Origin of the sequence: Cryobacterium sp. Hz9 (assembly GCF_004402825.1) — a bacterium.
GTDB lineage: Bacteria > Actinomycetota > Actinomycetes > Actinomycetales > Microbacteriaceae > Cryobacterium > Cryobacterium gelidum.
The window spans coordinates 305,896-328,288 of record NZ_SOFC01000008.1 but is presented as its reverse complement, the minus strand read 5'-3'; the positions used below and the strand labels follow the sequence as shown (position 1 = coordinate 328,288).

20 protein-coding genes are annotated in these 22,393 nt (G+C 62.5%); 9 read left to right on the top strand and 11 right to left on the bottom strand.

Annotation, left to right across the window (positions count from 1 at the left end; all coding sequences use genetic code 11):
* Nucleotides 1-644: 644 nt before the first annotated feature.
* The 5 genes from E3N85_RS03605 to E3N85_RS03585 all read right to left on the bottom strand — a co-directional run bounded on the left by E3N85_RS03605 (nt 645) and on the right by E3N85_RS03585 (nt 5,771).
* A complete protein-coding gene (locus E3N85_RS03605) occupies nt 645-1,466 on the bottom strand; it encodes a methyltransferase domain-containing protein (protein WP_134459404.1) in 822 nt (273 codons plus the stop codon).
* 24 nt (nt 1,467-1,490) lie between these two features.
* Nucleotides 1,491-3,140, bottom strand: a complete 1,650-nt coding sequence (locus tag E3N85_RS03600; protein WP_134459402.1) for a ubiquinol-cytochrome c reductase cytochrome b subunit — start codon at nt 3,138-3,140, stop codon at nt 1,491-1,493.
* Nucleotides 3,137-4,210: a ubiquinol-cytochrome c reductase iron-sulfur subunit gene (locus E3N85_RS03595; RefSeq protein ID WP_134459400.1), complete on the bottom strand. Its 1,074-nt coding sequence runs from the start codon at nt 4,208-4,210 to the stop codon at nt 3,137-3,139. Before E3N85_RS03595 ends, E3N85_RS03600 begins: the two co-directional genes overlap by 4 nt.
* Nucleotides 4,211-4,304: 94 nt before the next feature.
* Nucleotides 4,305-5,117 (bottom strand): c-type cytochrome, encoded by an 813-nt coding sequence (locus E3N85_RS03590; protein ID WP_134459398.1) that lies wholly within the window; start codon nt 5,115-5,117, stop codon nt 4,305-4,307.
* 24 nt (nt 5,118-5,141) lie between these two features.
* Nucleotides 5,142-5,771, bottom strand: a complete 630-nt coding sequence (locus tag E3N85_RS03585; RefSeq protein WP_241978278.1) for a heme-copper oxidase subunit III — start codon at nt 5,769-5,771, stop codon at nt 5,142-5,144.
* Between the two features lie 143 nt (nt 5,772-5,914).
* Between E3N85_RS03585 and trpD the strand changes: the two genes are divergently transcribed.
* A complete protein-coding gene (gene trpD, locus E3N85_RS03580; protein WP_134459396.1) occupies nt 5,915-6,967 on the top strand; it encodes an anthranilate phosphoribosyltransferase in 1,053 nt (350 codons plus the stop codon).
* Nucleotides 6,968-6,996: 29 nt separating this feature from the next.
* On the opposite strand, the gene glpK is transcribed toward trpD, so the two are convergent.
* Together glpK and E3N85_RS03570 are read right to left on the bottom strand one after the other, a co-directional pair.
* Complete coding sequence (gene glpK / locus E3N85_RS03575) at nt 6,997-8,511, bottom strand: glycerol kinase GlpK (RefSeq protein WP_134459394.1); 1,515 nt, start codon at nt 8,509-8,511, stop codon at nt 6,997-6,999.
* Nucleotides 8,512-8,605: 94 nt separating this feature from the next.
* Nucleotides 8,606-9,373, bottom strand: a complete 768-nt coding sequence (locus E3N85_RS03570; RefSeq protein ID WP_134459392.1) for an MIP/aquaporin family protein — start codon at nt 9,371-9,373, stop codon at nt 8,606-8,608.
* Nucleotides 9,374-9,611: 238 nt separating this feature from the next.
* On the opposite strand from E3N85_RS03570, the gene dhaK reads away from it, so the two are divergent.
* From dhaK to E3N85_RS03550, 4 genes are all read left to right on the top strand, one after another.
* Complete coding sequence (dhaK, locus tag E3N85_RS03565; protein ID WP_134459390.1) at nt 9,612-10,613, top strand: dihydroxyacetone kinase subunit DhaK; 1,002 nt, start codon at nt 9,612-9,614, stop codon at nt 10,611-10,613.
* 12 nt (nt 10,614-10,625) lie between these two features.
* Entirely contained in the window at nt 10,626-11,312 is a 687-nt protein-coding gene (gene dhaL, locus E3N85_RS03560; protein WP_134459388.1) for a dihydroxyacetone kinase subunit DhaL, read from the top strand.
* On the top strand, nt 11,312-12,043 hold the full coding sequence (gene dhaM / locus E3N85_RS03555) for a dihydroxyacetone kinase phosphoryl donor subunit DhaM (RefSeq protein WP_134459466.1): 732 nt from the start codon (nt 11,312-11,314) through the stop codon (nt 12,041-12,043). Before dhaL ends, dhaM begins: the two co-directional genes overlap by 1 nt.
* Before the next feature lie 79 nt (nt 12,044-12,122).
* On the top strand, nt 12,123-12,344 hold the full coding sequence (locus E3N85_RS03550; RefSeq protein ID WP_134459386.1) for a hypothetical protein: 222 nt from the start codon (nt 12,123-12,125) through the stop codon (nt 12,342-12,344).
* 216 nt (nt 12,345-12,560) lie between these two features.
* Here the strand turns inward: E3N85_RS03550 and E3N85_RS03545 are convergent, their stop codons facing one another.
* The 3 genes from E3N85_RS03545 to E3N85_RS03535 are packed head-to-tail and all read right to left on the bottom strand — an operon-like array spanning nt 12,561 to nt 17,933.
* Nucleotides 12,561-15,035 (bottom strand): excinuclease ABC subunit UvrA, encoded by a 2,475-nt coding sequence (locus E3N85_RS03545; RefSeq protein ID WP_134459384.1) that lies wholly within the window; start codon nt 15,033-15,035, stop codon nt 12,561-12,563.
* The gene (locus E3N85_RS03540) at nt 14,998-17,154 is read right to left on the bottom strand and encodes a S9 family peptidase (RefSeq protein WP_134459382.1); all 2,157 of its coding nucleotides are present in this window, start codon (nt 17,152-17,154) and stop codon (nt 14,998-15,000) included. Before E3N85_RS03540 ends, E3N85_RS03545 begins: the two co-directional genes overlap by 38 nt.
* Before the next feature lie 14 nt (nt 17,155-17,168).
* Nucleotides 17,169-17,933: an SDR family oxidoreductase gene (locus E3N85_RS03535; RefSeq protein ID WP_134459380.1), complete on the bottom strand. Its 765-nt coding sequence runs from the start codon at nt 17,931-17,933 to the stop codon at nt 17,169-17,171.
* Between the two features lie 166 nt (nt 17,934-18,099).
* On the opposite strand from E3N85_RS03535, the gene E3N85_RS03530 reads away from it, so the two are divergent.
* From E3N85_RS03530 to E3N85_RS03515, 4 genes are all read left to right on the top strand, one after another.
* Nucleotides 18,100-18,594 (top strand): NfeD family protein, encoded by a 495-nt coding sequence (locus E3N85_RS03530; protein ID WP_134459378.1) that lies wholly within the window; start codon nt 18,100-18,102, stop codon nt 18,592-18,594.
* On the top strand, nt 18,587-19,558 hold the full coding sequence (locus tag E3N85_RS03525) for an SPFH domain-containing protein (RefSeq protein ID WP_134459376.1): 972 nt from the start codon (nt 18,587-18,589) through the stop codon (nt 19,556-19,558). Before E3N85_RS03530 ends, E3N85_RS03525 begins: the two co-directional genes overlap by 8 nt.
* A gap of 3 nt (nt 19,559-19,561) precedes the next feature.
* Complete coding sequence (locus E3N85_RS03520) at nt 19,562-20,326, top strand: glycerophosphodiester phosphodiesterase family protein (protein WP_134459374.1); 765 nt, start codon at nt 19,562-19,564, stop codon at nt 20,324-20,326.
* 111 nt (nt 20,327-20,437) lie between these two features.
* The gene (locus E3N85_RS03515) at nt 20,438-20,806 is read left to right on the top strand and encodes an RNA polymerase-binding protein RbpA (protein WP_134459372.1); all 369 of its coding nucleotides are present in this window, start codon (nt 20,438-20,440) and stop codon (nt 20,804-20,806) included.
* Between the two features lie 53 nt (nt 20,807-20,859).
* Here the strand turns inward: E3N85_RS03515 and lnt are convergent, their stop codons facing one another.
* Entirely contained in the window at nt 20,860-22,392 is a 1,533-nt protein-coding gene (gene lnt, locus E3N85_RS03510) for an apolipoprotein N-acyltransferase (RefSeq protein ID WP_134459370.1), read from the bottom strand.
* Between the last annotated feature and the right edge of the window lies 1 nt (nt 22,393).

Here is a 22,393-nt window from a genome sequence, read left to right as displayed (position 1 = left end):
AAAGCCCACTCTTCCACCGTAATCACCCATCAATCGTGCTCGGGTGGCTCAGTTTTTACCGTCGATTCTGGCTCAATTTCTAACCGTCGCTGACACCGCGTGCAAAACGAACTTCAGAAAGTGGGCTATCTACGTAACTGCCGCGATCATGCGGCCGACGACCAATTCCGTAGGAAATGAGTGGGCCTTCAACTTCGTTGACTCAGGTTTCGCTTGCCAGCGAAATGGGAGCACCTGAACGTGACTTCGAGCATCGCGCACACGCCCTCTGGGTGTCAACCCTGCGCCGAGACAATGGATCTCTTTGATGTGATCGGGAATGTCGGACTCTTACCGTGGTATTTATTCCGTTTCGTGAGACGGGGACCATTTGGCAGGGCGGAAACCCTTAGCGTGTTATTGATTCCGTATCGAGAGCTGACCCCTAGAACTGCCCGTTGGTGGCCATGAGATCTGCTCGCTTCCTTTTGCTGAGCCCGACCGGTTAACCGGCGGGGACCCCTCCCTGGGGTTTGATTGCGGTATCTAGACGCATCAAGCCAGCTCAGGAGGAGGCCCATTTATAAACGGTAAACCCAGGTGGGCAGATCTGTTGGCCATGACTGGGCAGTTTTCATGGCCCTGACAGTCGAGCGCCGCGGGTGTCAGCGGCGCCGGAAACCGAAGATGTCGAAGGCGACCGTGACGTCCGGATCACCGTGCGCCTGGCTCGATCCAGCGGAACCGGAGTGGTGCGCAGACGGGCCCATGCCGATGAGCGACGCCACTTCTGCGGGCGTCAACTGCACAGTTCGCTCGACCTGGTCATGTACTTCGAGGCTGAACCAGGTAGCAAGAGTCCTGGTGAGATGGGTCGCCTTGTCTGCCTGCATTTCCACGGCCAGACCGGATTCGCGCAGCTGGCGGAGGTGCGTCGGCTGAGGAACAACGACCAATAGCAGGCCATCTGTTCGGAGCACTCGGTAGAATTCGGAGGCGTTGCGGGGTGCAAAGACGTTGAGGATAAAGTCGGCGGCGCCATCACGGACGGGAAGCGGCGACCAGACATCCGCTACCAGCCCGTCAACGCGATCGTGGGAGCGCATGGTGCGGCCAACGGCTGTGGGGGAGAGGTCCATTCCCAGCGCCCGCACGTCGTCTCCTGGGGGCAGCGCTGCCCGCAGGTAGTAGCCCGTGCCGCAGCCCACATCGAGTATGCGCCGGGCCGCCTCGCCAGCGACGATCTCGCGGATGGAATCTTGGAGGGGTTGATACCATCCGGCACCGAGAAAACGATCCCGGGCACCGAGCATGGCCGCACTGTCGCCGATGAACTTGTGCGGTCCGGTGGTCAGGTTGACGAAGCCCCGCTTGTTCACGTCGAAGCAATGCCCGCGCTCACACTCCAGCAACAGGGCACCGCCGGGGTGGAGGGGGAGAAAACAGTTCGGGCACCGAAGCCACTCCGATAATGACTGGAGTGACATCGATGCCCGTTCTGTTGGGTTCTGCTACTTTTCGGTGATCTCCGCCGGGTGATCGCCGTGGGCCCGACTCAGTTCGGTCTGCGTGACCGGAGTGATCCGGTCCTCGAAGAACCAGCGGGACAGGCCTGCACGAACCTTCTCGGCCGGGCCGATCTTGCCCTGAGCATTCGGACGCAGCATGAGCGGCTTGAAGTCGCTGTAGCTCGCCAGCTTCCAACGCTCGTACTCGTCGACGGGCTGGTGCACCTCGACGAACTCGCCGCCGGGAAGCCGAACGATCCGACCTGATTCATAACCGTGCAGCACGATTTCCCGGTCCTTCTTTTGCAGGGCCAGGCAGACTCGCTTGGTGATGAAGAAGGCGAGGAACGGGCCGAGCAACGTGGTCACCTGAAGCGTGTGGATGACACCCTCCATAGTGAGGTGGAAGTGGGTGGCCATGATGTCCGACGACGCTGCTGACCAGAGCGACGCGTAAAACGTGACACCGGCCGCTCCAATAGCGGTACGCGTTGGCGCATTGCGCGGACGGTCGAGTACGTGGTGTTCGCGCTTGTCCCCGGTGATCCACGCTTCAATGAAGGGGTAGACCATAACGGTCACGATGAACAGGCCTACCACGATCAACACCACCATGATGTTGAGCGAGTAGGTGTGGTTCAGCCAGACGAATTCCCACCCGCTCGGAATCAAACGCATGGCGCCGTCGGCGAAGCCGATATACCAGTCGGGCTGGGTGCCGGCAGACACCGGTGAAGGGTCGTACGGTCCGTAATTCCAGATCGGGTTGATCGTGAACAGCGACGCGATGAGCATGACGACACCGAAGACGATGAAGAAGAACCCACCAGCCTTGGCGGCGTAGACCGGGAGAACCGGGTAACCGACCACGTTCTGATTGGTGCGTCCCGCCGCCGGGTACTGCGTGTGCTTGTGCACGACGACGAACAAAAGGTGCATGGCAATCAGCGCGACAATAATGGCCGGCAGCAGCAGGATGTGCAGCGAGTACAACCGTCCAACGATGTCAGTGCCGGGGAATTCTCCACCGAAGAGCAAGAATGAGACCCAGGTGCCCACAACCGGGATGCCCTTGATCAGGCCATCGATGATGCGCAGGCCGTTACCGGAGAGCAGGTCGTCGGGGAGGGAGTAGCCGGTGAAGCCTTCGGCCATGGCCAGGATGAAGAGGATGAAACCGATGACCCAGTTGAGCTCCCGCGGTTTGCGGAACGCACCCGTGAAGTAGATGCGCAGCATATGCAACCCGATGGCCGCAACGAAGAGCAGCGCTGCCCAGTGATGGACCTGACGCATGAGCAGGCCACCACGAATGTCAAAGGAGATATCCATCGTGGACGACATCGCAGCGGACATCGGAATGCCCTTGAGTGGGGCGTACGAACCCTCGTAAACGACTTCGGCCATCGATGCCTGGTAGAAGAACGTCAGGAATGATCCGGACAACAGAATGATGACGAAACTGTACAGCGCCACTTCGCCCAGGAGGAAAGACCAGTGATCGGGGAAGATCTTGCGGCCAAGCTCCTTGACCGCACCTGAAATGCTCGTGCGCTCGTCAATGTAATTGGCAGCGGAGGCGGTGAAACCGCCGGATTTCTTCGCCCCGACGGCTTGGCCGTCAGCAGAATCGCGGGTGATTAGTGTTGTCATGCTCGCTCCCAGAAACTTGGGCCGACTGGTTCAGTGAAATCGCTTTGCGCGATCAGGTAGCCCTCAGCGTCCACGGCGATCGGGAGCTGGGGTAGTGCCCGTTTGGCCGGTCCGAAGATGACCTTGCAGTGGTTCTCAACGTCGAACTGCGACTGGTGGCACGGGCAAAGCAGGTGGTGCGTTTGCTGTTCATAAAGTGCGACCGGGCAGCCAACGTGGGTGCAGATCTTAGAGTATGCAACGATTCCATCATACGACCAAGACTTGCGGTCTTCCTGCTCGATCAGGTCGTTTGGGTCCATACGCATAAGGAGAACAGCGGCTTTCGCCTTCTCTTCCAAACGACCGTGGCCCATTTCGGACAAGCCCTCGGGAATGACGTGGAACGAGGATCCAAGCGTGACGTCTGCTGCTTTGATCGGGGTTCCGCTCGGGTCCATGGTGAGACGGACGCCCTTTTTCCACAGGGTCTCGTGGAGCAGGGCCACCGGGTCCTGGTCCATGGGGCCAAGCCCACGAAACAAGACGACGGCCGGCAACGGGAAGACGACGAGCGCGCCGATCAGGCTGTTCCGAATGAGCGTACGGCGACCGAAGCCCGACTCCTCATTGGCCTGCTGGAAGATCTCGACGGCGCGGGCACGAACCGGTTCGGTTCCCCGTACGGGGTGGCGTTCGTCAACACCCTCCTGATCAGCCATGAGGGCTTTCCCCCAGTGCACGGCTCCGATACCGATCGCCAGCAGGGCGAGACTGAGGCCGAGTCCGATGAAAAGATTGTTCAGGCGAACGGACCCGGGATCTTCTGCAACGATCGGAAAGGCCATGTATGCGGCGATCGCGAAAACACTACCCACGATAGACACGTAGAACAGCGTGTAGACGGTGCGCTCAGCCTTGCGTTCTTCCTCGGGATCAAGGTCGGTGATACGCGGGCGGTGCGGCGGGAGCCCTGGATTGACCAAGGCATCCCGTGTAACGACGGCTGTGCTTGCGACGGATGTCGCGAGCTGCGCGCCAGGCGAGTCGGCGGCGGTTACGTCTTCCGCGCCGTTTTCGTCCTTGGCCATTGTTCTCCTTCGTGGGCTGTGTAAAAACTTTGCACTGTGGTGCTCCGTGACGTCCGATCGGTTCCGAACGTCACGTCAGGACCGGATACCCGGCCTAGTTTGATTTTGCGGTGATCCACACGGTGAGGGCCACGATTGCACCCAGACCAAAGATCCAGATGAAGAGGCCTTCCGCTACCGGCCCCAAGGACCCGAGAGCCAATCCGCCCGGAGACGGGTTGTCCTCGACGTACTTCAGGTAGGTGATGATGTCCCGCTTGTCTTCGGGCGTCATGTTCATGTCGTTGAAGACCGGCATGTTCTGGGGGCCGGTAAGCATGGCCTCGTAGATGTGCTGGCCCGACACGTTCTCGATCGCGGGGGCGAACTTACCCTCGGTCAGCGCGCCACCGGCACCGGCGACGTTATGGCACATGGCGCAGTTGATGCGGAACAATTCGGCACCCGCCGAAGCATCGCCGGAGGCTTTGACCAAGTCGGCGGTGGGAATGGCCGGGCCAGGAGCAAGTGAAGCGACGTAAGCGGCCAGTGCGGCAGTCTGCTCGGCTGTGAACTGCACCGGCTTCTTCTGTGCTTGCGGACCTTGCATCTGCAGCGGCATACGACCGGTACCGACCTGGAAGTCGACCGAGGCAGAGCCGACGCCGATCAGGCTGGGACCTTCTGACGATCCCTGAGCGCTGAGCCCATGGCAGGTGGCGCAGTTGGCCGCGAAGAGTTTTTCACCCTGGTCGATGGTCTGCTGCGAGGAAGCATCGGTTGTGGCAACGGCGGTGCTCGTGCTGAACGCTACGTACGCGCCTCCGGTGAAGAGCAATCCGATGGCGATCAGGGCGACACTGGCAAGAGGATGGCGACGCCCGGTCTTGCGAGCCCGGCGTGTGCGTGGGGTTTTGATCGTGGTCATGCTGAAGTTGTCCGCTCCTGTTTTCTATTTAAGAACGTAGATGACCAGGAAGAGCCCGATCCAGACGACGTCGACGAAGTGCCAGTAGTAGGAGACCACAATGGCACTGGTGGCTTCCTTGTGGCCGAAGTTCTTGACCGCGAAACCGCGCCCAATCACAAGAAGGAAGGCGATCAGGCCGGCAGTCACGTGAATCCCGTGGAAGCCGGTCGTGATGTAGAACGCCGAACCGTAAGCGTTCGACGAAAGAGAAATTCCCTCTGAGACCAGAGTGGCGTATTCGAACACTTGGCCGGTGACGAAGATCGCGCCCAGCGCGTAAGTGAGGAAGAACCATTCGACCATGCCCCACTCGCTCGGCTTCCAACCCGTCGAGCGCGCCTGCAGCCGTTCGGCGGCAAACACTCCGAATTGGCAGGTCACCGAGGACGACACCAGGATCAGCGTGTTGATCAGCGCGAAGGTGAAGTTATGCTTGTCGGCCTCGAAGAGCCAGAGCTCGGGGGAGGTTGAACGGAGCGTGAAGTAGATTGCGAAGAGACCCGCGAAGAACATCACCTCGCTGCCCAACCACACAATGGTGCCTACAGCCACGCTGTTGGGCCGGTTCACGACGGGCGCACTCGCCGTCTGAGTAATTGAGGTGCTGGTCACCCTTCTATTATGGCCGATATTCCCACAGGTTTTTCTCAATCGGGCGTGCAAGTGAGACTTTCTACCCGATTGGAGTCGGCTAATTCAGCACACGAACGGCGTGAATTCGGGGGAGTTGCGTCGGTTCTCCTAAGATCGGATTCATGCTTGAATCGCAGTCTTGGCCCGACATATTAAATTCCCTCCTGGATGGACGGAACCTGAGTGTGGCGGATGCCGCCTGGAGTATGGAACGGATCATGCTCGGCGAGGCGTCTCCGGCCCAACTGGGCGCTTTTCTGGTGGCCTTGCGTGCCAAGGGGGAGACTGTTGACGAGATTGTTGGATTCCGGGATGCGATCCTCGAGCAGGCCGTTGCGTTGCCGGTCAATCCCATGGCCCTCGACATCGTGGGGACCGGTGGAGACAAGTTCGGCACCGTCAATATCTCGACGATGGCATCGATCGTGTGCGCGGCGGCCGGAGTACCCGTCGTCAAGCACGGCAACCGGGCTGCCAGCTCCGCCTCCGGATCGTCCGACGTTCTGGGCGAGTTGGGAATCGACTTGTCCCGAGACGCGACACGGGTGGCCCAGATCTTCAGGGAGACCGGGATCACCTTTGCCTTCGCGGCGGCTTTTCACCCCGGATTTCGGCATGCAGCGCTCACCCGGAAGGAGATAGGCATCCCCACCGTGTTCAATTACCTCGGCCCGCTGTGCAATCCGGCAAGGCCGGAGGCATCCGCTGTCGGTGTGGCTGACCTTGACCGCGTTCCGCTGTTCGTTGGAGTATTTCAGACGCGTGGTGCGACGGCCGTGGTCTTTCGCGGCGACGACGGACTCGACGAACTGACCACGACCGGGCACAGTCACGTCTGGGAGGTGTCACGCGGCCTGGTTACCGAACACGACATCGACCCGCGAGAGCTCGGCATCAAGCGGGCGCATATCAGTGACCTGATCGGCGGTTCGCCCCGGCACAACGCGGGTGTCGTGCACTCCGTACTCGCTGGCGACCCGGGACCGATTCGCGACATCGTGTTGCTCAACGCCGCAGCAGGTCTGGTCGCCTTCGACCTGGCCAATGACGCCTCTCAGGTACAGGTGGCCATTCTCGATCGTTTTGAGAGCAAGTTGGCTGTCGCGGCCGAGGCCATTGATTCCAGCGCGGCCACGGCCAAGCTGTCGGCGTGGATTGCGGCGACCCAGGTCTGAGGCCGGAGTCGCCGCGCCGTGGTCGCTCGCTAGAGAACGTCCTCGTCGACCCATCCGAAGGTCTTGGTGACTGCCTTCTTCCAGTTGCGCAGTTGTCGGCTACGTTCACCCTCGTCCATCTGCGGTGTCCACCGGCTGTCTTCCTGCCAGTTCGTGCGAAGTTCGTCCAGGCCGCTCCAGAAGCCAACCGCGAGGCCGGCTGCATAGGCGGCGCCCAGAGCTGTGGTCTCCGCCACGACCGGCCGCACCACGGGCACGCCGAGGATATCGGCCTGAAATTGCATGAGCAAGTTGTTCGCGATCATGCCTCCATCAACCTTGATCTCGGTCAGGGGAACACCCGAATCGGCGTTGACCGCGTCGATCACCTCCTGAGTCTGAAAAGCCGTCGCTTCCAATGCCGCGCGGGCAATGTGACCCTTGTTCACGAACTGGGTGAGTCCGACCAGGGCGCCGCGGGCGTCGGAACGCCAGTACGGGGCGAACAGTCCCGAAAACGCCGGCACGAAGTAGGCTCCGCCGTTGTCGTCCACCGTTTCGGCCAGGCCCTCAATCTCAGAGGCCGAGCTGATCATGCCGAGGTTGTCGCGCATCCACTGAACCAGTGCACCGGTCACCGCGATAGACCCTTCCAGGGCGTAGTGCGGAGCGCCGTCGCCGAGCTTGTACCCCAGAGTGGTCAGCAGACCGTTCTTGGAATGCACAATCTCGGTACCGGTGTTGAAAATCAGGAAGTTGCCGGTGCCATAGGTGTTCTTGGCTTCGCCCTGGTCGAATGCAGCCTGACCGAAGGTCGCTGCCTGCTGGTCACCAAGGATGCCGGCAACAGGAACCTCACGCAGCAGGCTCGAGGTGTGCGCGGTGCCGTAGACCTCAGAGGAGGAGCGGATGGAGGGCAGCATCGATTTGGGCACGTCGAAGATGGCGAGTATCTCGTCGTCCCACTGCAACGTTTCCAGGTCCATGAACAGGGTGCGGCTCGCGTTGGTGACGTCGGTGGCATGCACGCCGCCGTCAACGCCGCCGGTCAGGTTCCACAACACCCAGGAGTCCGTTGTGCCAAAAAGTAGGTCACCGGCATCGGCTTTAGCCCGGGCTCCCTCCACATTTTCGAGGATCCAAACGATTTTCGTGCCGGAGAAGTAGGTGGCCAGGGGTAACCCGACCTTCTTCTTGAACCGTTCGACACCGCCATCAGCGGCGAGGCGGTCGACGATCGGTTGAGTGCGGGTGTCCTGCCAAACAATGGCGTTGTAGACGGGAACACCGGTGATTTTGTCCCACACCACGGCAGTTTCGCGCTGGTTGGTGATTCCGATGGCCCTGATATCGTGCCGGGTGAGGTTGGCCTTGGACAGTGCCTGCCCGATCACTAGTCGGGTGTTGTCCCAGATTTCTTTCGGGTCGTGCTCGACCCAGCCGGCCTGGGGAAAAATCTGCTCGTGTTCGAGTTGACCGGTTGACACGATTGATCCGGCCTTATCGAAAATAATGGCTCGAGAACTGGTCGTTCCCTGGTCGATGGCGAGAATGTAGTCAGTCATTGGTGCGTGTCCTCCTTGTGAGTGTGCGGGAAGTACAGATGTGCTCACACGACAACAGGCCGGTTCGCTCGGGGAACCGGCCTGTTTGTTCGAGTCAGGTGGCGAGCAGTGGCAGCAGAGACAGCGCGGTCCAACCGGCAAGCAGGCCGCCGATGATCGGCCCCACGACGGGTACCCAGGAGTAGGCCCAGTCGGAGCTGCCCTTGCCCTTGATCGGCAGGATGAAATGGGCGATGCGCGGACCGAGGTCACGAGCCGGGTTGATGGCGTACCCGGTCGGGCCGCCGAGGGACGTGCCAATGACGATCACGAGCACGGCGACGGGAAGTGCCCCGAGCGAGGCCAGGCCTCCGCTCGCGCCCTGCCGGTTACCACCGAAAGCGATGACGACGAAAACCAGCACGAAGGTACCGATGATTTCGGTGACGAGGTTCCAGCCGTACGAACGGATGGCCGGTCCGGTGGAGAAGACACCGAGTTTGTTGGCCGGGTCTGGTTCGGCGTCGAAGTGTGGCTTGTACGCGAGCCAGCAGGCGATAGCGCCAAGAATTGCGCCGACCATCTGCGCGCCGATATAGGCGAGAACGGATACCGCGTTGACGGGAACGCCCAACCCGAATTCCTTGGCACCGTTGGCGACGAGGCCGAGGGTGACAGCCGGATTGAGGTGTGCCCCCGAACGGTACGCCACCACCACGCCGGCGAACACCGCGAAGCCCCAGCCGATGGTCACCATGAGGAACCCACCACCAAGACCCTTGTTCTTGGCCAAAGCAACGTTGGCCACGACGCCGGTTCCAAGGAGAACAAGCATGGCAGTGCCGACAACCTCCGAGACGAATACAGCTCCGATATTTTCCACGAGAACCTTTCTGGTCAGGCCGGGGATGCCGCAGCTACCCCTCTGCGGTGAGCGGACGGCAATAACATAGCGCGCGGTGCAACGGAGGGGAATGGTCTGGTGCACTTCGTTCCTGCCCCTTATTCTGGGCGGTGGCACTGCGTATGTTGACCGTGGGAAACTGACTGGTGTTGGCGGTGCCCGGCCCCGCCGTCTTCCCCGTGTTTCGAGCCGAGTGTCACCGAGTGAATGGATGGTCATGAAAAAGCTCATCAACGATCCTAAGAACGTCGTCAACGAAGCCGTCGCCGGATTTGAGTCGGCGCACGCCGACATTGTGCGGGTATCGCACGATCCGATCTTCATCGCGCGAATCGACGCACCTATTCAGGGCAAAGTGGGAATCGTCAGCGGTGGTGGCAGCGGGCATGAACCGCTCCACGGAGGATTTGTCGGGTACGGCATGCTGGATGCCGCGGTTCCAGGCCCCGTTTTCACCTCACCGACACCCGACCCGATCATGGCAGCAACCCAGGCCGTGAATGGGGGTGCCGGCGTGCTGCATATCGTGAAGAACTACACCGGGGACGTGTTGAACTTTGAGACGGCGGCAGATCTCGCTTCCGCTGAAGGCATCGACGTGCGCACGGTCATCATCAACGACGACGTGGCCGTGAAAGATTCGCTCTATACCGCTGGACGCCGCGGGGTGGCCGGAACGGTGCTGGTCGAGAAGATCACCGGAGCCGCTGCCGAGCGCGGCGACGATCTGGATAGCGTCGTCGCCGTGGCGGAAAAAGTGAACTCACGCGTGCGCACAATGGGCGTCGCGCTGAGCCCGTGTGTCGTGCCCCACGCGGGCGAACCGAGCTTCGTGCTCGCCGACGACGAGATCGAGATCGGCATCGGAATTCACGGCGAACCGGGTCGGGAGCGGATCAAACTTCAGCCCGCCGATGCCATTGTCGACCGGCTGCTCGGCCCCATTCTCGAAGACCTGCCGTTTGTCAGCGGGGATGAGGTGCTCTTGTTCGTCAACGGTATGGGCGGTACACCGCAGATCGAGCTGTATATCGTGTTCCGCCGGGCTGCTGAAGTATTGAAAGAACGGGGGATCACGGTCACCCGCAGCCTGGTCGGTAACTACACAACAAGCCTTGAGATGGCAGGTGCATCCATTTCCGTTTTGAAGCTCGATGATGAACTCACCAGCCTGTGGGACGCCCCGGTTCAAACCGTGGGGCTACGGTGGGGTCGGTAGAAAGAAGATTCAATGACCCCGAACGAGCAATTCGACGCAGCCCTCACCGACGAGGCGCCCACACTGGACACGGCCTGGACCGTGCGGTGGATTCGGCGCAGTGCTGAGGTGCTTGCCACCAACCGCGCCGCGCTCAATACTCTCGACCGGGATATTGGCGACGGTGATCACGGTGAAAACATGGATCGAGGCTTCCAGGCGGTGTTGCCCAAGCTCGAGGGCCTGGCCGACGAGACAACGCCCGGCGCCGTGCTCAAGCTGGTCGCTACGACACTGATCTCCACCGTTGGCGGCGCTGCGGGCCCGCTGTACGGCACGGCTTTTCTCAAAGCCGCCGGTGCTGTCGGGTCTGCAGAATCGCTGGATGCGGCCGCACTGGTCGCCCTGATGACGGCGGCCCGCGACGGTATCGTGCTGCGCGGCAAAGCCGAGGAGGGCGACAAAACCATGATTGACGCCTGGACTCCGGCGGTGAACGCGGCGGCGTCAGCGCAGGCGGCAGGTTCGGGTGTGGCTGCTGTATTGCACGCCGCAGCGGATGCCGCAGAGCAGGGTGCGCAGGCCGCGGAACCGCTCGTCGCGCGCAAGGGACGGGCGAGCTATCTCGGTGAGCGAGCCATCGGGCACCGCGACCCGGGCTCGCAGTCGACCGCGCTGCTGCTGCGTGCTGGGGCCGACGTGGCGCTGGTGACCGAGTGATGGCTGTGGGATCAGCACCCCGTGTCGGCATCGTCTTCGTCTCACACAGCGAGAAAATCGCGATTGGACTTGTTGAACTGGCTCGGCAAATGGCCCCGACCGCGCGCCTCATCGCGGCGGGGGGAACGGACTCCGCCGGGATCGGAACAAGCTTTGAGAAGATCAGCGACGCTATCACTGAAGCAGACACCGGCGACGGTGTGGTTGTGCTCTGTGACCTTGGTTCGGCAATTCTGACCGCGGAAACAGTCCGGGATTTCCTGGAGGCGTCTGAGCAGCACCGGGTACGGATCGTCGATGCTCCGCTCGTCGAGGGCGGGGTGGCCGCAGCGGTGGCCGCCGAAATCGGGGGAGACCTGGATGCAGTGGTGGCGGCGGCGCAGTCAGCGTTCCAGCCGACGAGTAAAACCATGCTCCCAACACGCCACGATGAAACCGGGGACGATGCTTTGGGCGTGGATGCCCCCCTTCCGGCGGCGATATCGCGCACGGTGATACTCATCAACAAAGATGGCCTTCACGCCCGCCCGGCCGCAGAATTCGTGAACCTGGCGAGCACATTTTCTGTTCCGATCACCGTGAACGGAACGGACGCGAGCAGCCTGCTGAGCATCATGTCGCTCGGGCTGGCCCGGGGGAGCAGCGTGCAGCTCGCCTCGACGGACCTGTCGGCCTCGCCGGCAATCAACGCCCTCGCGGACCTGCTGCAATCCGGCTTCGGCGAGGACTAGTCCGTTCGGTCCCGGGAGATGGTCGAAAGATACGAAAAAGTCGTGTGCCTTTGTGTCGAATCCGGCGTATTGTGAGGGCATGATTCAGGACACGAACACCCCGAGCGGTCCGGAAGAGCGGGGCCCGACCGATTTGCAGGCGTGCCCGATCTGCGGCGAGGTCATGCGCGAACACACCATCGATCACTCCACTCGAAATACCGTGGTGAACTGTCCTGTTCCCCACCCCGGGGCCTGGGACCGCGACGCCTTCGAACCGGTCAATGAATTCGGCATGGTGATTCACCGGTCACACGCCTGAGTCGCAGGATGGACAACGCCACCGCATGACGGCCCGCTCGCCGCGATGGCGCGCCAACCGCTCAGAAGAAAACGGCTCCGAGGTTAGCCCGGCGACGCGATCAATCCTTGGTCCGCGCGCTGTTGCGGTTTTCGGCGCCGGTTTATCGCTGAATGCACGAGGGCGCTTTCCTCGACGATTTCTGCACTGAAAGCCGGTTTGTTGACATAATGTGCATTATCGGTCATGCACATACCGCTCTCGAGAGGGGTTGAGAATCTTGATTCTGGCGGCGCTACTGCGGTGATTCAAGCCCCCAGCGTCGGCACCGACATACGTCGCGAGATGTTCGCCGGTGAGAGTCGACCGAGCCGCTACGAGGTCTGCGGGAATGCCTTCAAAGACGACCCGACCGCCGTCGTGGCCGGCGCCTGGGCCGAGATCGATGATCCAGTCGGCGTGTGCCATAACCGCCTGGTGGTGCTCGATCACGATGACCGATTTACCCGAGTCGACGAATCGGTCCAGCAGGCCGAGCAGATTCTCGACATCGGCCAGGTGGAGGCCGGCGGTCGGCTCGTCCAGAACGTAAACGTCGCCCTTCTCGGCCAGATAGGTGGCGAGCTTCAGCCGCTGCCGTTCGCCACCGGACAGGGTTGGCAACGGCTGGCCAAGGTGGAGATAACCGAGTCCGACGTCGTTGAGCCGACCGAGAATCGCGTGAGCAGTCGGAATGCGTGCCTCCCCCGCACCGAAGAATTCTTGGGCCTCGGCCACTGACAATGCCAGCACCTCGCTGATATTGCGCCCACCGAGGTGATAGTCCAGAACGGATGCCTGGAATCGCTTTCCTTCACATACCTCGCAGGGTATCGCGGCGCCTGCCATCATTCCCAGGTCGGTGTAGACGACCCCGGCGCCGTTGCAGTTCGGGCAGGCCCCTTCAGAGTTGGAACTGAACAGTGCGGGTTTGACACCGTTGGCCTTGGCGAATGCCTTTCGGATCGGCTCGAGCATCCCTGTGTATGTGGCTGGGTTGCTGCGCCGGGAGCCCTTGATCGCGCCCTGGTCAACGGACACCACGCCGTCGCGGCCCGAAACCGATCCGGTGATCAGTGAGCTCTTCCCCGACCCTGCCACGCCGGTGAGCACCGTGAGCACGCCAAGCGGAATGTCGACGTCGACGTTCTGCAGGTTGTGATCGCGAGCGCCGCGCACTGATAGGGTGCCGGACGGCGTGCGCACGGTCGGCTTCAGGGTGGCCCGGTCATCCAGGTGCCGACCCGTCAGCGTGCCGCTGGTTCGCAGCTCGCCGAGGGAGCCCTCAAACACCACTTCACCACCGTCTGTTCCAGCACCGGGACCCAGATCGATGACGTGGTCGGCGATACTGATCATCTCTGGCTTGTGCTCCACCACGAGTACCGTGTTGCCCTTGTCCCGAAGTTGGAGCAGGAGGGTGTTCATGCGCTGGATGTCGTGCGGGTGCAGCCCGATCGTCGGCTCGTCGAAGACGTAGGTGACGTCGGTGAGTGAGGAGCCGAGGTGACGAATCATTTTGGTGCGCTGGGATTCCCCGCCGGAGAGTGTGCCCGAGGAACGGTCAAGGGACAGGTAGCCCAGCCCGATCTCGCCAAACGAGTTCAACAGATGCTGCAACGAGGCAAGAAGCGGCGCGACGGACGGGTCGGCCAGCGCCCGCACCCAGTCGGCAAGGTCGCTGATCTGCATCTTGCAGGCATCCGCGATGCTGATCCCGCTGATTTTCGATGATCGGGCCCCCTCGCTCAGCCGCGTGCCGTCACAGTCGGGGCAGACGGTGAAGGTCACCGCCCGCTCCACGAAGGCGCGGACGTGCGGCTGCAGGGAATCCACGTCTTTGGAAAGCATCGATTTCTGGATTTTCGGGATCAGTCCCTCGTAGGTGAGGTTGATGCCGTCGATCTTGATTTTGGTAGGCTCCTGACGGAGTAGGTCGTTCAGCTCTTTTTTGGTGAATTTGGCAATGGGTTTGTTGGGATCGAAGAATCCACAACCGTTGAAAATGCGCCCAAACCAGCCGTCCATGCTGTACCCGGGGATGGTCAGGGCGCCCTCGTTGAGCGACTTCGTGTCATCGTACAGCGCGGTCAGATCGATGTCGGTGACGGAACCCCGTCCCTCGCAGCGTGCACACATTCCGCCGGTGATGCTGAAGCTGCGCCGCTCCTTCACGGTCTGTCCGCCGCGTTCGATGGAGACGGCGCCCGCGCCGCTGATCGAGGCGACGTTGAAGGAGTACGCCTGCGGCGAGCCGATATACGGCTGGCCGAGCCGGCTGAACAAGATGCGCAAGAGTGCGTTGGCGTCGGTAGCGGTACCCACGGTGGAGCGCGCGTTAGCACCCATCCGTTCCTGATCGACAATGATGGCCGTCGTCAGTCCGTCGAGCACGTCGACGTCAGGCCGGCCCAACATGGGCATGAATCCCTGCACGAACGTGCTGTAGGTTTCGTTGATCATGCGCTGGGACTCGGCGGCGATCGTGCCGAATACCAGGGAGCTCTTGCCGGAGCCGGACAGACCCGTGAACATGGTCAGCCGCCGCTTCGGGATGTCAACGCTGACGTTCTTGAGATTGTTTTCGCGGGCGCCCTGCACCCGGATCAGGTCGTGGCTGTCGGCAATGTGCAGTTCAGACGACGGGGTGGCCGCTTTCGTGGTCCTGCTCATCGTTTCTCCTGTGATTGAGGGCACTGGGCAGGTGACGGGCCCACCAGTCCAGAATAATCTCGAACCGTTGCAAACGGTGCCGTGGATGACCGGTGCGGCTCAGGTCGTGGTTCTCCCCCGGAAAAATGACCAGTTCGGTCGGCACTCCCCCGCGTTTGAGCGCCGCATAGTAACGCTCGCCCTGTGACAGTGGGCAGCGCAGGTCCTGAGCCGAGTGCAGTACCAGGGTCGGGGTAGTCACCTGCCCGACGACAGCCTGTGGACTTTGCGACCGCACGAGGGTGACATCCGTTCCAACGTACTCGTCGCCGAAGAAGTCCCCGATGTCGCTGGTGCCGACGAATGCTTCGGGATCGAGAAAGCCGCGTTCCACGATGGCCGCGGCAAATCGGTGGTCGTGCGCGATCGTCCAGGCGGTCAGATAACCGCCGTAGGACCCGCCCATGATACCGACCCGGTCTGCGTCGAGAACGGGCTCGGCCCGCAACGCTCCGTCGAGGAAATCCAGCACATCGGCCAGGTCGAGGGTTCCCATGCGCTGGCGAATGGCGCGACCGTGTGCCTCGCCATATCCAGATGACCCGCGCGGGTTGCACAGCACCACCGCATAACCCGCGTCGACGTAGACCTGGGTCTCATCGAGGAGCGCGCCGGTGTACTGCGCGAACGGGCCGCCGTGAATGGTCAGGAGGACGGGGTGGGGGCCCGGCCCGGGTGGGGCATGCACCCAGCCGTGCACCGGGTAGCCGTCCCGCCCGGTGACCGTGAGCTCGATGCCCGTCACGAGACCGGTGGCGCGCAGGGCGGCGGAGAAATTAGTGAGGCGCCTGGGTTCGATGTCCTGCGGTTGTGTGCCGTGGAGGACGGCTCGGGCGAGAACGAGGTCACCGGACGTGGCGGCGGACTGCACCGCCGCGACGATTGTTGTGTCCCGCGCATCCACGGCGGTGACGACGGCCGCGCCGCAGTCGACTATCTCGACGTGTCCCTGGTTGTGCACCCGGAGCAGCTCGACCCGGCCCCGACTGCCGTTGAGCACGAGTACGGAGCCGTCCGCCAGCGGCGTGATCTCCCCCGTGGCGTCCAAGTTGAGACGGTTCGGGTCGGTCTGGTCTGGGTCGGTCACGCGGATCGGGGCTGAACCCGCACGTGGGGCACCGCTGCGGTACAGAGCGGATACCCGGCCGACGAAATCTCGACCGGTAGCGCCCACATCCGTCGCGAGTAACCAGAGCGTACCGTCATCGGCGCAGGCGAGCGCCGAGATGCTCAAGTTTGCCTCCGCACGCACCGTCGTGCGAACCGGAGCGACCGTTCCGACGCCATCGGTATCGTCGAGGTTGAGTTCGAAGACTTCGCTGCGCAAATCGTTGTCGCGACCAGCATGACGTGCCGAGATGGTGAAGAGTCGGGATCCATCGGGTGCGAAGACCAGCCCGGAATGATCGAAGTCCCCGTCGGTCAACTGCTGCGCGACCGGAACACCGGAAGGCCGGGTGGCGGGAACAGCGAGATCTGTCTCGGGCGCGCTTCCCGACTCTGTGCGAGTGACATCGGCCACGGACGGCGCGGTATCCGGCGTCGGCTCGTCCCACACGTTGGGCACGACGGCCAGGAACACGTGCACGCGGCGATCGGTGGTGTAGCCGACCCCGTTCGATCGGTATCGCAGGGTGACGATTCGCCGGTACGGCTCAGACTCCGCAGACAAGCCGGTTACAGTGCCATATCGGCCTTCCTCTGGCACCCGGGCCAGGAAGGCGATCGTTTGGCCGCTCGGATGCCACCGAAATTCGGTCACGCCCACAGGGGCGTCGGTCACCGCCACAGGCTCTCCCCCCGCCGCGTCGACAACGTGCACCTGCGCCGCACCGCCGGCACTGACCCGCAGGAACCCGATCAGACTGCCATCCGGGGAGTACCTGGGCGCCGAGTCACGAAAGCCGCGAGTGATGCGGTGTGGAGCCGGCTCCCCTTCCAGCGCGACGGTCCAGAGTTGGCCGACATAGTCATCCGCTGCAAAATCCGCTCGTATCCGGGAGACCACCGCTCGCGAACCGTCGGGATGGATCGTGGGGCGTGACACCGATGTGAGCAACGGCAGATCGGCGGCCTTCATCGGTTACTCGCCAGCTACTCGCCGGTGAACCCGGTCGTGTCTCCGACGTACCGGGTGTTGCCGACCGGAACGGGTTCGACGGCGGCCGCGACGATTTCCGCTGCGAACTCGCTCACGTTGTAGAGGCGACCCGCCGCCTCTTTGCGGGCACTCAGGGCACCCGGGTTGGACCGTTCGAGCAGGGTCGCCGTGATGGTTCCCTCGATCATGTCGCCGGAGACGACGACGAATCCGATGCCGGACTCTTCGAGCTGTGGGATGACGGCGCGCAGGGCGTCTTCGCCGGCCCGTTTGCTGCGGGCGACCGGCTCATACTCCGGCATGGTCGGTGTGGTCTTGATGAAGTGCGCCTGATGGCTGGTCACGAAGACAACCCGGGAGTCGTCGCCGAGAAGCGGGATGGCGTCGGTCAGCAGGTTCACCTGGGCGTCGCGGTTGAGCTTCATGGCGTAGTTTTCGGCCATGCCACTCTCCATACCTCCCGACGCATTCATCACGAGAATGTCGAGGCCACCGAATTCGGCCCGAATGGTCGCGAACATCGCGGCAACGGACGCCGGATCGGTCAGGTCGGCACCGACTGTGATGGCTTCCCCCCCGGCGGCACGAATGGCCTCGGCGAGTTTGTGGGCCCGTGCCTCTTTGTTGCGATAGTTGATGACGACGCGCGCGCCCGCTTCGGCGAAGTAGCCGACCGTGTCGGCGCCGATGCCGCGAGACGAGCCGGTGACGAGTACACGCTTGCCCTCGAGTGATCCTGCTGCAAGTGGATTGGTCACGCATGCTCCTCTAAATTCAGTCATCTTGATTTCATGGGTACCTGGTGACCCGATCAGCCGCCAGCTCCACTTTCGACCTTATCAACAAGCCTCGGCCTCTCCCCCGGCGTGTTGTCCCCGGCACCTGCTAGTTTCAGAGTGAAACGGAACGTGGAGGGTGTCACACATGGTCGACCTGACCGACTATCTCTGGATTTTGTGGCTCGTGTTCATTCTCGTGGCCATCACCGTCGAACTTTTGACCCTGGAATTCACGTTCCTGATGATTTCCCTCGGCAGTCTGGGGGGGCTGGGCGCGAATTTGCTCGGCTTGGACTGGTGGCTGCAGATCGTGGTTGCTGCGGGCCTGTCGGTATTGCTGCTCCTCACCATTCGCCCTTTTTTACTGCGTGCCTTACGCAAGGGAGGCGATCCGGCGCTCAGCAATATCGACGCCCTGATCGGAATGACGGGCCGGGTCGTATCGACGGTCACCGAAACCGGCGGACTGGTGAAGCTCGCCAACGGTGAGACCTGGACCGCTCGTCTTCTGCCGCCCGGCCCCGGTGATCAGACCAGTTTCCAAGCCAGCGCCGACCCCGGCCAGCCGGTCACCGTGCATCTCATCGAAGGCTCCACCGCCATCGTCATCTCCGCCGAAAGGACCCCGCACAATGCTTGACCCCGCAGCTTTCATCGGTCAGATCTTCGTGTTTGCCCTGCTCGCCGTTTTAGCGGTGTTCGTCATCGTCATCCTGTTGCGGGCCATTCGCATCATTCCTCAGGGTAATGCCGGGGTAGTCGAACGCCTCGGCAAGTACCACAAGACGCTTCTGCCTGGCCTGAACCTGCTCGTGCCGTTCGTCGACCGGGTGCGGCCGCTCCTGGACATTCGCGAGCAGGTCGTATCGTTTCCGCCGCAGCCGGTGATCACCGAGGACAACCTGGTCGTCTCCATCGACACCGTCGTCTACTTTCAGGTGACAGATGCCCGGGCCGCCACATATGAGATCAACAACTATCTCGGTGCGGTCGAACAACTCACCACGACCACGCTCCGCAACGTGGTCGGCGGGTTGAACCTCGAAGAGGCGCTCACCAGCCGCGACAACATCAATAGCCAGCTGCGCATCGTGCTGGACGAAGCGACCGGCAAATGGGGCATTCGCGTCGGCAGGGTCGAGCTCAAGGCGATCGAACCGCCCCACTCCATCCAGGACTCCATGGAAAAGCAGATGCGCGCCGAACGTGACCGTCGTGCGTTGATCCTGACGGCGGAGGGCACCAAGCAGTCTGCCATTCTCACCGCTGAGGGAGCACGTCAGGCAGCGATCCTCGAGGCCGAGGGCGACGCAAAAGCCGCTGTACTCCGCGCGCAAGGCGAGGCCGAAGCCATCACCACCGTATTCAAGGCCATCCACGACGGCGACCCCGACCCGAAACTTCTCGCCTACCAGTATCTGTTGACCCTGCCCAAGCTCGCCGAGGGCAGCGCCAACAAGCTCTGGATCGTGCCGAGCGAACTGACCGAGGCGATGAAGGGAATCGGCAGCGCGTTTGGTGCGAACACCCAGAACCCCGCCGCGGCTCCGCACTCCGCGGCCACGCCGACAGTATCCGCCACCCCTACGTCGCCGCAGGTTTAGTCGGTGGCTGGGAGCGCTCAGTCAGTATTTCTAGCCGCACCCTATCCTCGTGTATTCGCCCACCGCGGTCTCGCGCAGGACGCTCCGGCAAATACCCTGCTCGCGTTCGCGAAAGCATTAGCGGCCGGCGCAACCCACCTCGAGACCGACGTGCACGTGTCGCGGGACGGTGTGGCCGTCATCAGTCACGATCCCGACCTCGCGGCGCTCGGACGGGACGTGCGCATCGACCAGCTTGCGATCGCCGAGCTGAAACGGATCAATCTCGGTTTTGGCCAGTCGTTCACGTCTCTCGCCGATGCACTCGCGGCTTTTCCTGCCGCGCGATTCAACATTGATATCAAAACAGATGCCGCGGCGGAGCCGGCGGCCCGCGCGATACGTGACCTGCGAGCCACCCCTCGGGTGCTCGTGACCTCCTTCAATGAACGCCGCCGACAGCACGTGGTCGGCCTGCTTCCCGGCGTGGTCTCGTCGGCGTCAGCATCGCTCGTCGCCCGAGCCGTAGCTGCGGCGAATCTCGGTCTCTACGCCCAAGTCCGACGCACGCTGCGGGGGTGCGTTGCGGTGCAGGTGCCGGAACGGGCTGGTCCCGTTCGAATAGCCACTCCCCGCTTCGTTGCCATGATGCATCGAGCGGGCGTTGAGGTGCACGCGTGGACCATTAACGACCCCCTTGACATGATTCGTCTCCTCGACCTAGGTGTTGACGGTCTCGTCACGGATCGCACCGATCTCGCTGTAGCCGCCGCTACTCGTCGAAGCTGAGAATTACCTCCCAGAACGGGGGGTCTGGGAAGGTTAACGCCCAGCTTGATGGTTTAGAACTATGAATGCATCGTGGTCGAATTGTGATCGCGAGCGAGAGGAGACCACACTATGGCTGACCGCAGTTTGCGTGGCATGAGACTGGGCGCACAAAGCCTACAGAGCGAAGAAGGCGTCACCTTCTCCCCGCGGGTCACTCACACCTACCGGTGTGAGACGTGCGGGCGCGAAACGGTAATGATTTTCTCGGCCGATGCCGAGGCTCCGGACGAATGGGAATGCAAGTACTGCGCACGGACCGCGACTCGCCTCGTTGACTCCCTGCCGGTGATTGTCGACCACTCTGATGAGAAGATTCCCCGGACCCACTGGGATATGCTGCTGGAACGTCGCACCAGGGACGAACTCGAAGAGTTGCTCGAAGAGCGCCTCTCCGTGTTGCGTCTGCGCCGTGGTGGCCAGCAAAAGATCGGCGCTTAACCGCTGATTGCTCCCCGAACGACCCCGCGCCCCGTGCCGGGGTCGTTGTTGGTTCACGACCCGCGCGGCCAGCGGCGCCGGGCGGCACCGATGCATAGGGCCAGGCCAGCCAGTCCCAGACCGGACACGAACCATTCCACGCCCCGGCCAGCCGACATCGCCGGCGTGATGGTGTCGCTGAGCGGAACTGTCTGCACCATGGAACCCGCCGTGAAGGTCGGGAGGCTGTCCAGGTTTTGCCCGTCGGGCGTGATGATGGCGCTCGACCCGACCGTGGAGATATTCACCACCGTACGCCCGGTCTCCAGCGCGCGGAGCCGGGCGATGGCCAGCTGCTGAACACTCTCGTCGGTCCGCCCGAAGTCGGCGTTGTTGGTTTGGGCGAGAATGATTTGCGCGTCATCGTCGATCATCTCGTGCACGAGCTGATCGTCGGCGATGTCGAAGCAAATCGCGATGCCCGCCAGAACGCCGTTGATGTCGAAAATATTATCGCGGGTGCCGATGCCGTAGTCCCGCCCAATGAGGTCGATCAGTTCCGGCGCGAATGGCCGCCAGAAGGCCCGATCGGGCATATATTCCGCGAAAGGCACTGGGTGCACCTTGTCGTAGACGTCAACGGCTCCCCGACCGGCCTTCCAGAGCAGCGAGCTGTTGTAATAGGTGTCCCCCGGCTTGGTGATGGTGCCGGTGATGAGCGGGGCGTCCATTTCGGTGCTGACGTAGTCGAGCACCTGCGCGGCCGGCGCCGACCGGGTGGGGTCGATGTCGCTCGCGTTTTCCGGCCAGACCACAAAATCGACCTTCTCGCCGATCAGCGGCAGGGTGGCCGAGGTGTGGTCCTGCAGAATCTGGCCCGGCGAATTCTCGGCGAACAGTCCGGCATCCGCGTTGCCCTGTACCGCGGCCAGTCGAACCTGGCCACTGGGGATGGTCGGCCAGTTTGGGATGGCGAGCGTGAGCGCGACGGCGCCGACGGCAAGGCCCGTACGCAGCATTCGGGCTAGATCGGGTTCCCTGAACAGCTGCACGGCGAGGGCGCTCAGCCAGACCATGATGAAGCTCAGCCCGGACAGGCCGACCCACGCCACGAGCGGTCCGAACGGGCTCTCCGACTGCGACAAAGCGATCCGGCCCCAGGCGAAGCCACCATACGGCCAGACCGCGCTGATCGCCTCCCGTGCCGTCCACAAACCGGCAACGATCACCGGCACGATGCCGAGCCGGCCCCAGACGCTCGGCCACACGCTGGGACCATGCCTCAACACGACGGCGGTGAGGCCGAGCCCGACAGCGAAGAACAGGCTCTCCAATCCGCCGAGCGCGAACCACGGCACGAGGCCCAGGTAGAGGGTGATCCAGACGATATGAATCAACCAGAACGACAATCCGGCGACCAGTCCGACGAGTAGTCCGGTGGCGAGGCTCCGGCCGAGGAGGGCCAAGAGCATGAGCGCGACACCGACGGGCGCGAGGAACCACCAGTTTCGATCGGGAAAACCGGCATCGAGGATCGCTCCGCCACCGGCCGCGACGAGAACGGATGCCCATAGCGGCAGGCTGAACGCGCGCTTCCTCCCCCACATG

Bases quoted from the DNA above. Each gene is read 5' to 3' on its own strand.
- E3N85_RS03605 (WP_134459404.1), bottom strand. From the start codon at position 1,466: ATGTCACTCCAGTCATTATCGGAGTGGCTTCGGTGCCCGAACTGTTTT.
- dhaL (WP_134459388.1), top strand. From the start codon at position 10,626: ATGACCCCGAACGAGCAATTCGACGCAGCCCTCACCGACGAGGCGCCC.
- E3N85_RS03540 (WP_134459382.1), bottom strand. From the start codon at position 17,154: ATGAAGGCCGCCGATCTGCCGTTGCTCACATCGGTGTCACGCCCCACG.
- E3N85_RS03600 (WP_134459402.1), bottom strand. From the start codon at position 3,140: ATGACAACACTAATCACCCGCGATTCTGCTGACGGCCAAGCCGTCGGG.
- glpK (WP_134459394.1), bottom strand. From the start codon at position 8,511: ATGACTGACTACATTCTCGCCATCGACCAGGGAACGACCAGTTCTCGA.
- lnt (WP_134459370.1), bottom strand. From the start codon at position 22,392: ATGTGGGGGAGGAAGCGCGCGTTCAGCCTGCCGCTATGGGCATCCGTT.
- trpD (WP_134459396.1), top strand. From the start codon at position 5,915: ATGCTTGAATCGCAGTCTTGGCCCGACATATTAAATTCCCTCCTGGAT.
- E3N85_RS03595 (WP_134459400.1), bottom strand. From the start codon at position 4,210: ATGGCCAAGGACGAAAACGGCGCGGAAGACGTAACCGCCGCCGACTCG.
- E3N85_RS03530 (WP_134459378.1), top strand. From the start codon at position 18,100: ATGGTCGACCTGACCGACTATCTCTGGATTTTGTGGCTCGTGTTCATT.
- dhaM (WP_134459466.1), top strand. From the start codon at position 11,312: ATGGCTGTGGGATCAGCACCCCGTGTCGGCATCGTCTTCGTCTCACAC.
- dhaK (WP_134459390.1), top strand. From the start codon at position 9,612: ATGAAAAAGCTCATCAACGATCCTAAGAACGTCGTCAACGAAGCCGTC.
- E3N85_RS03515 (WP_134459372.1), top strand. From the start codon at position 20,438: ATGGCTGACCGCAGTTTGCGTGGCATGAGACTGGGCGCACAAAGCCTA.
- E3N85_RS03590 (WP_134459398.1), bottom strand. From the start codon at position 5,117: ATGACCACGATCAAAACCCCACGCACACGCCGGGCTCGCAAGACCGGG.
- E3N85_RS03525 (WP_134459376.1), top strand. From the start codon at position 18,587: ATGCTTGACCCCGCAGCTTTCATCGGTCAGATCTTCGTGTTTGCCCTG.
- E3N85_RS03545 (WP_134459384.1), bottom strand. From the start codon at position 15,035: ATGAGCAGGACCACGAAAGCGGCCACCCCGTCGTCTGAACTGCACATT.
- E3N85_RS03550 (WP_134459386.1), top strand. From the start codon at position 12,123: ATGATTCAGGACACGAACACCCCGAGCGGTCCGGAAGAGCGGGGCCCG.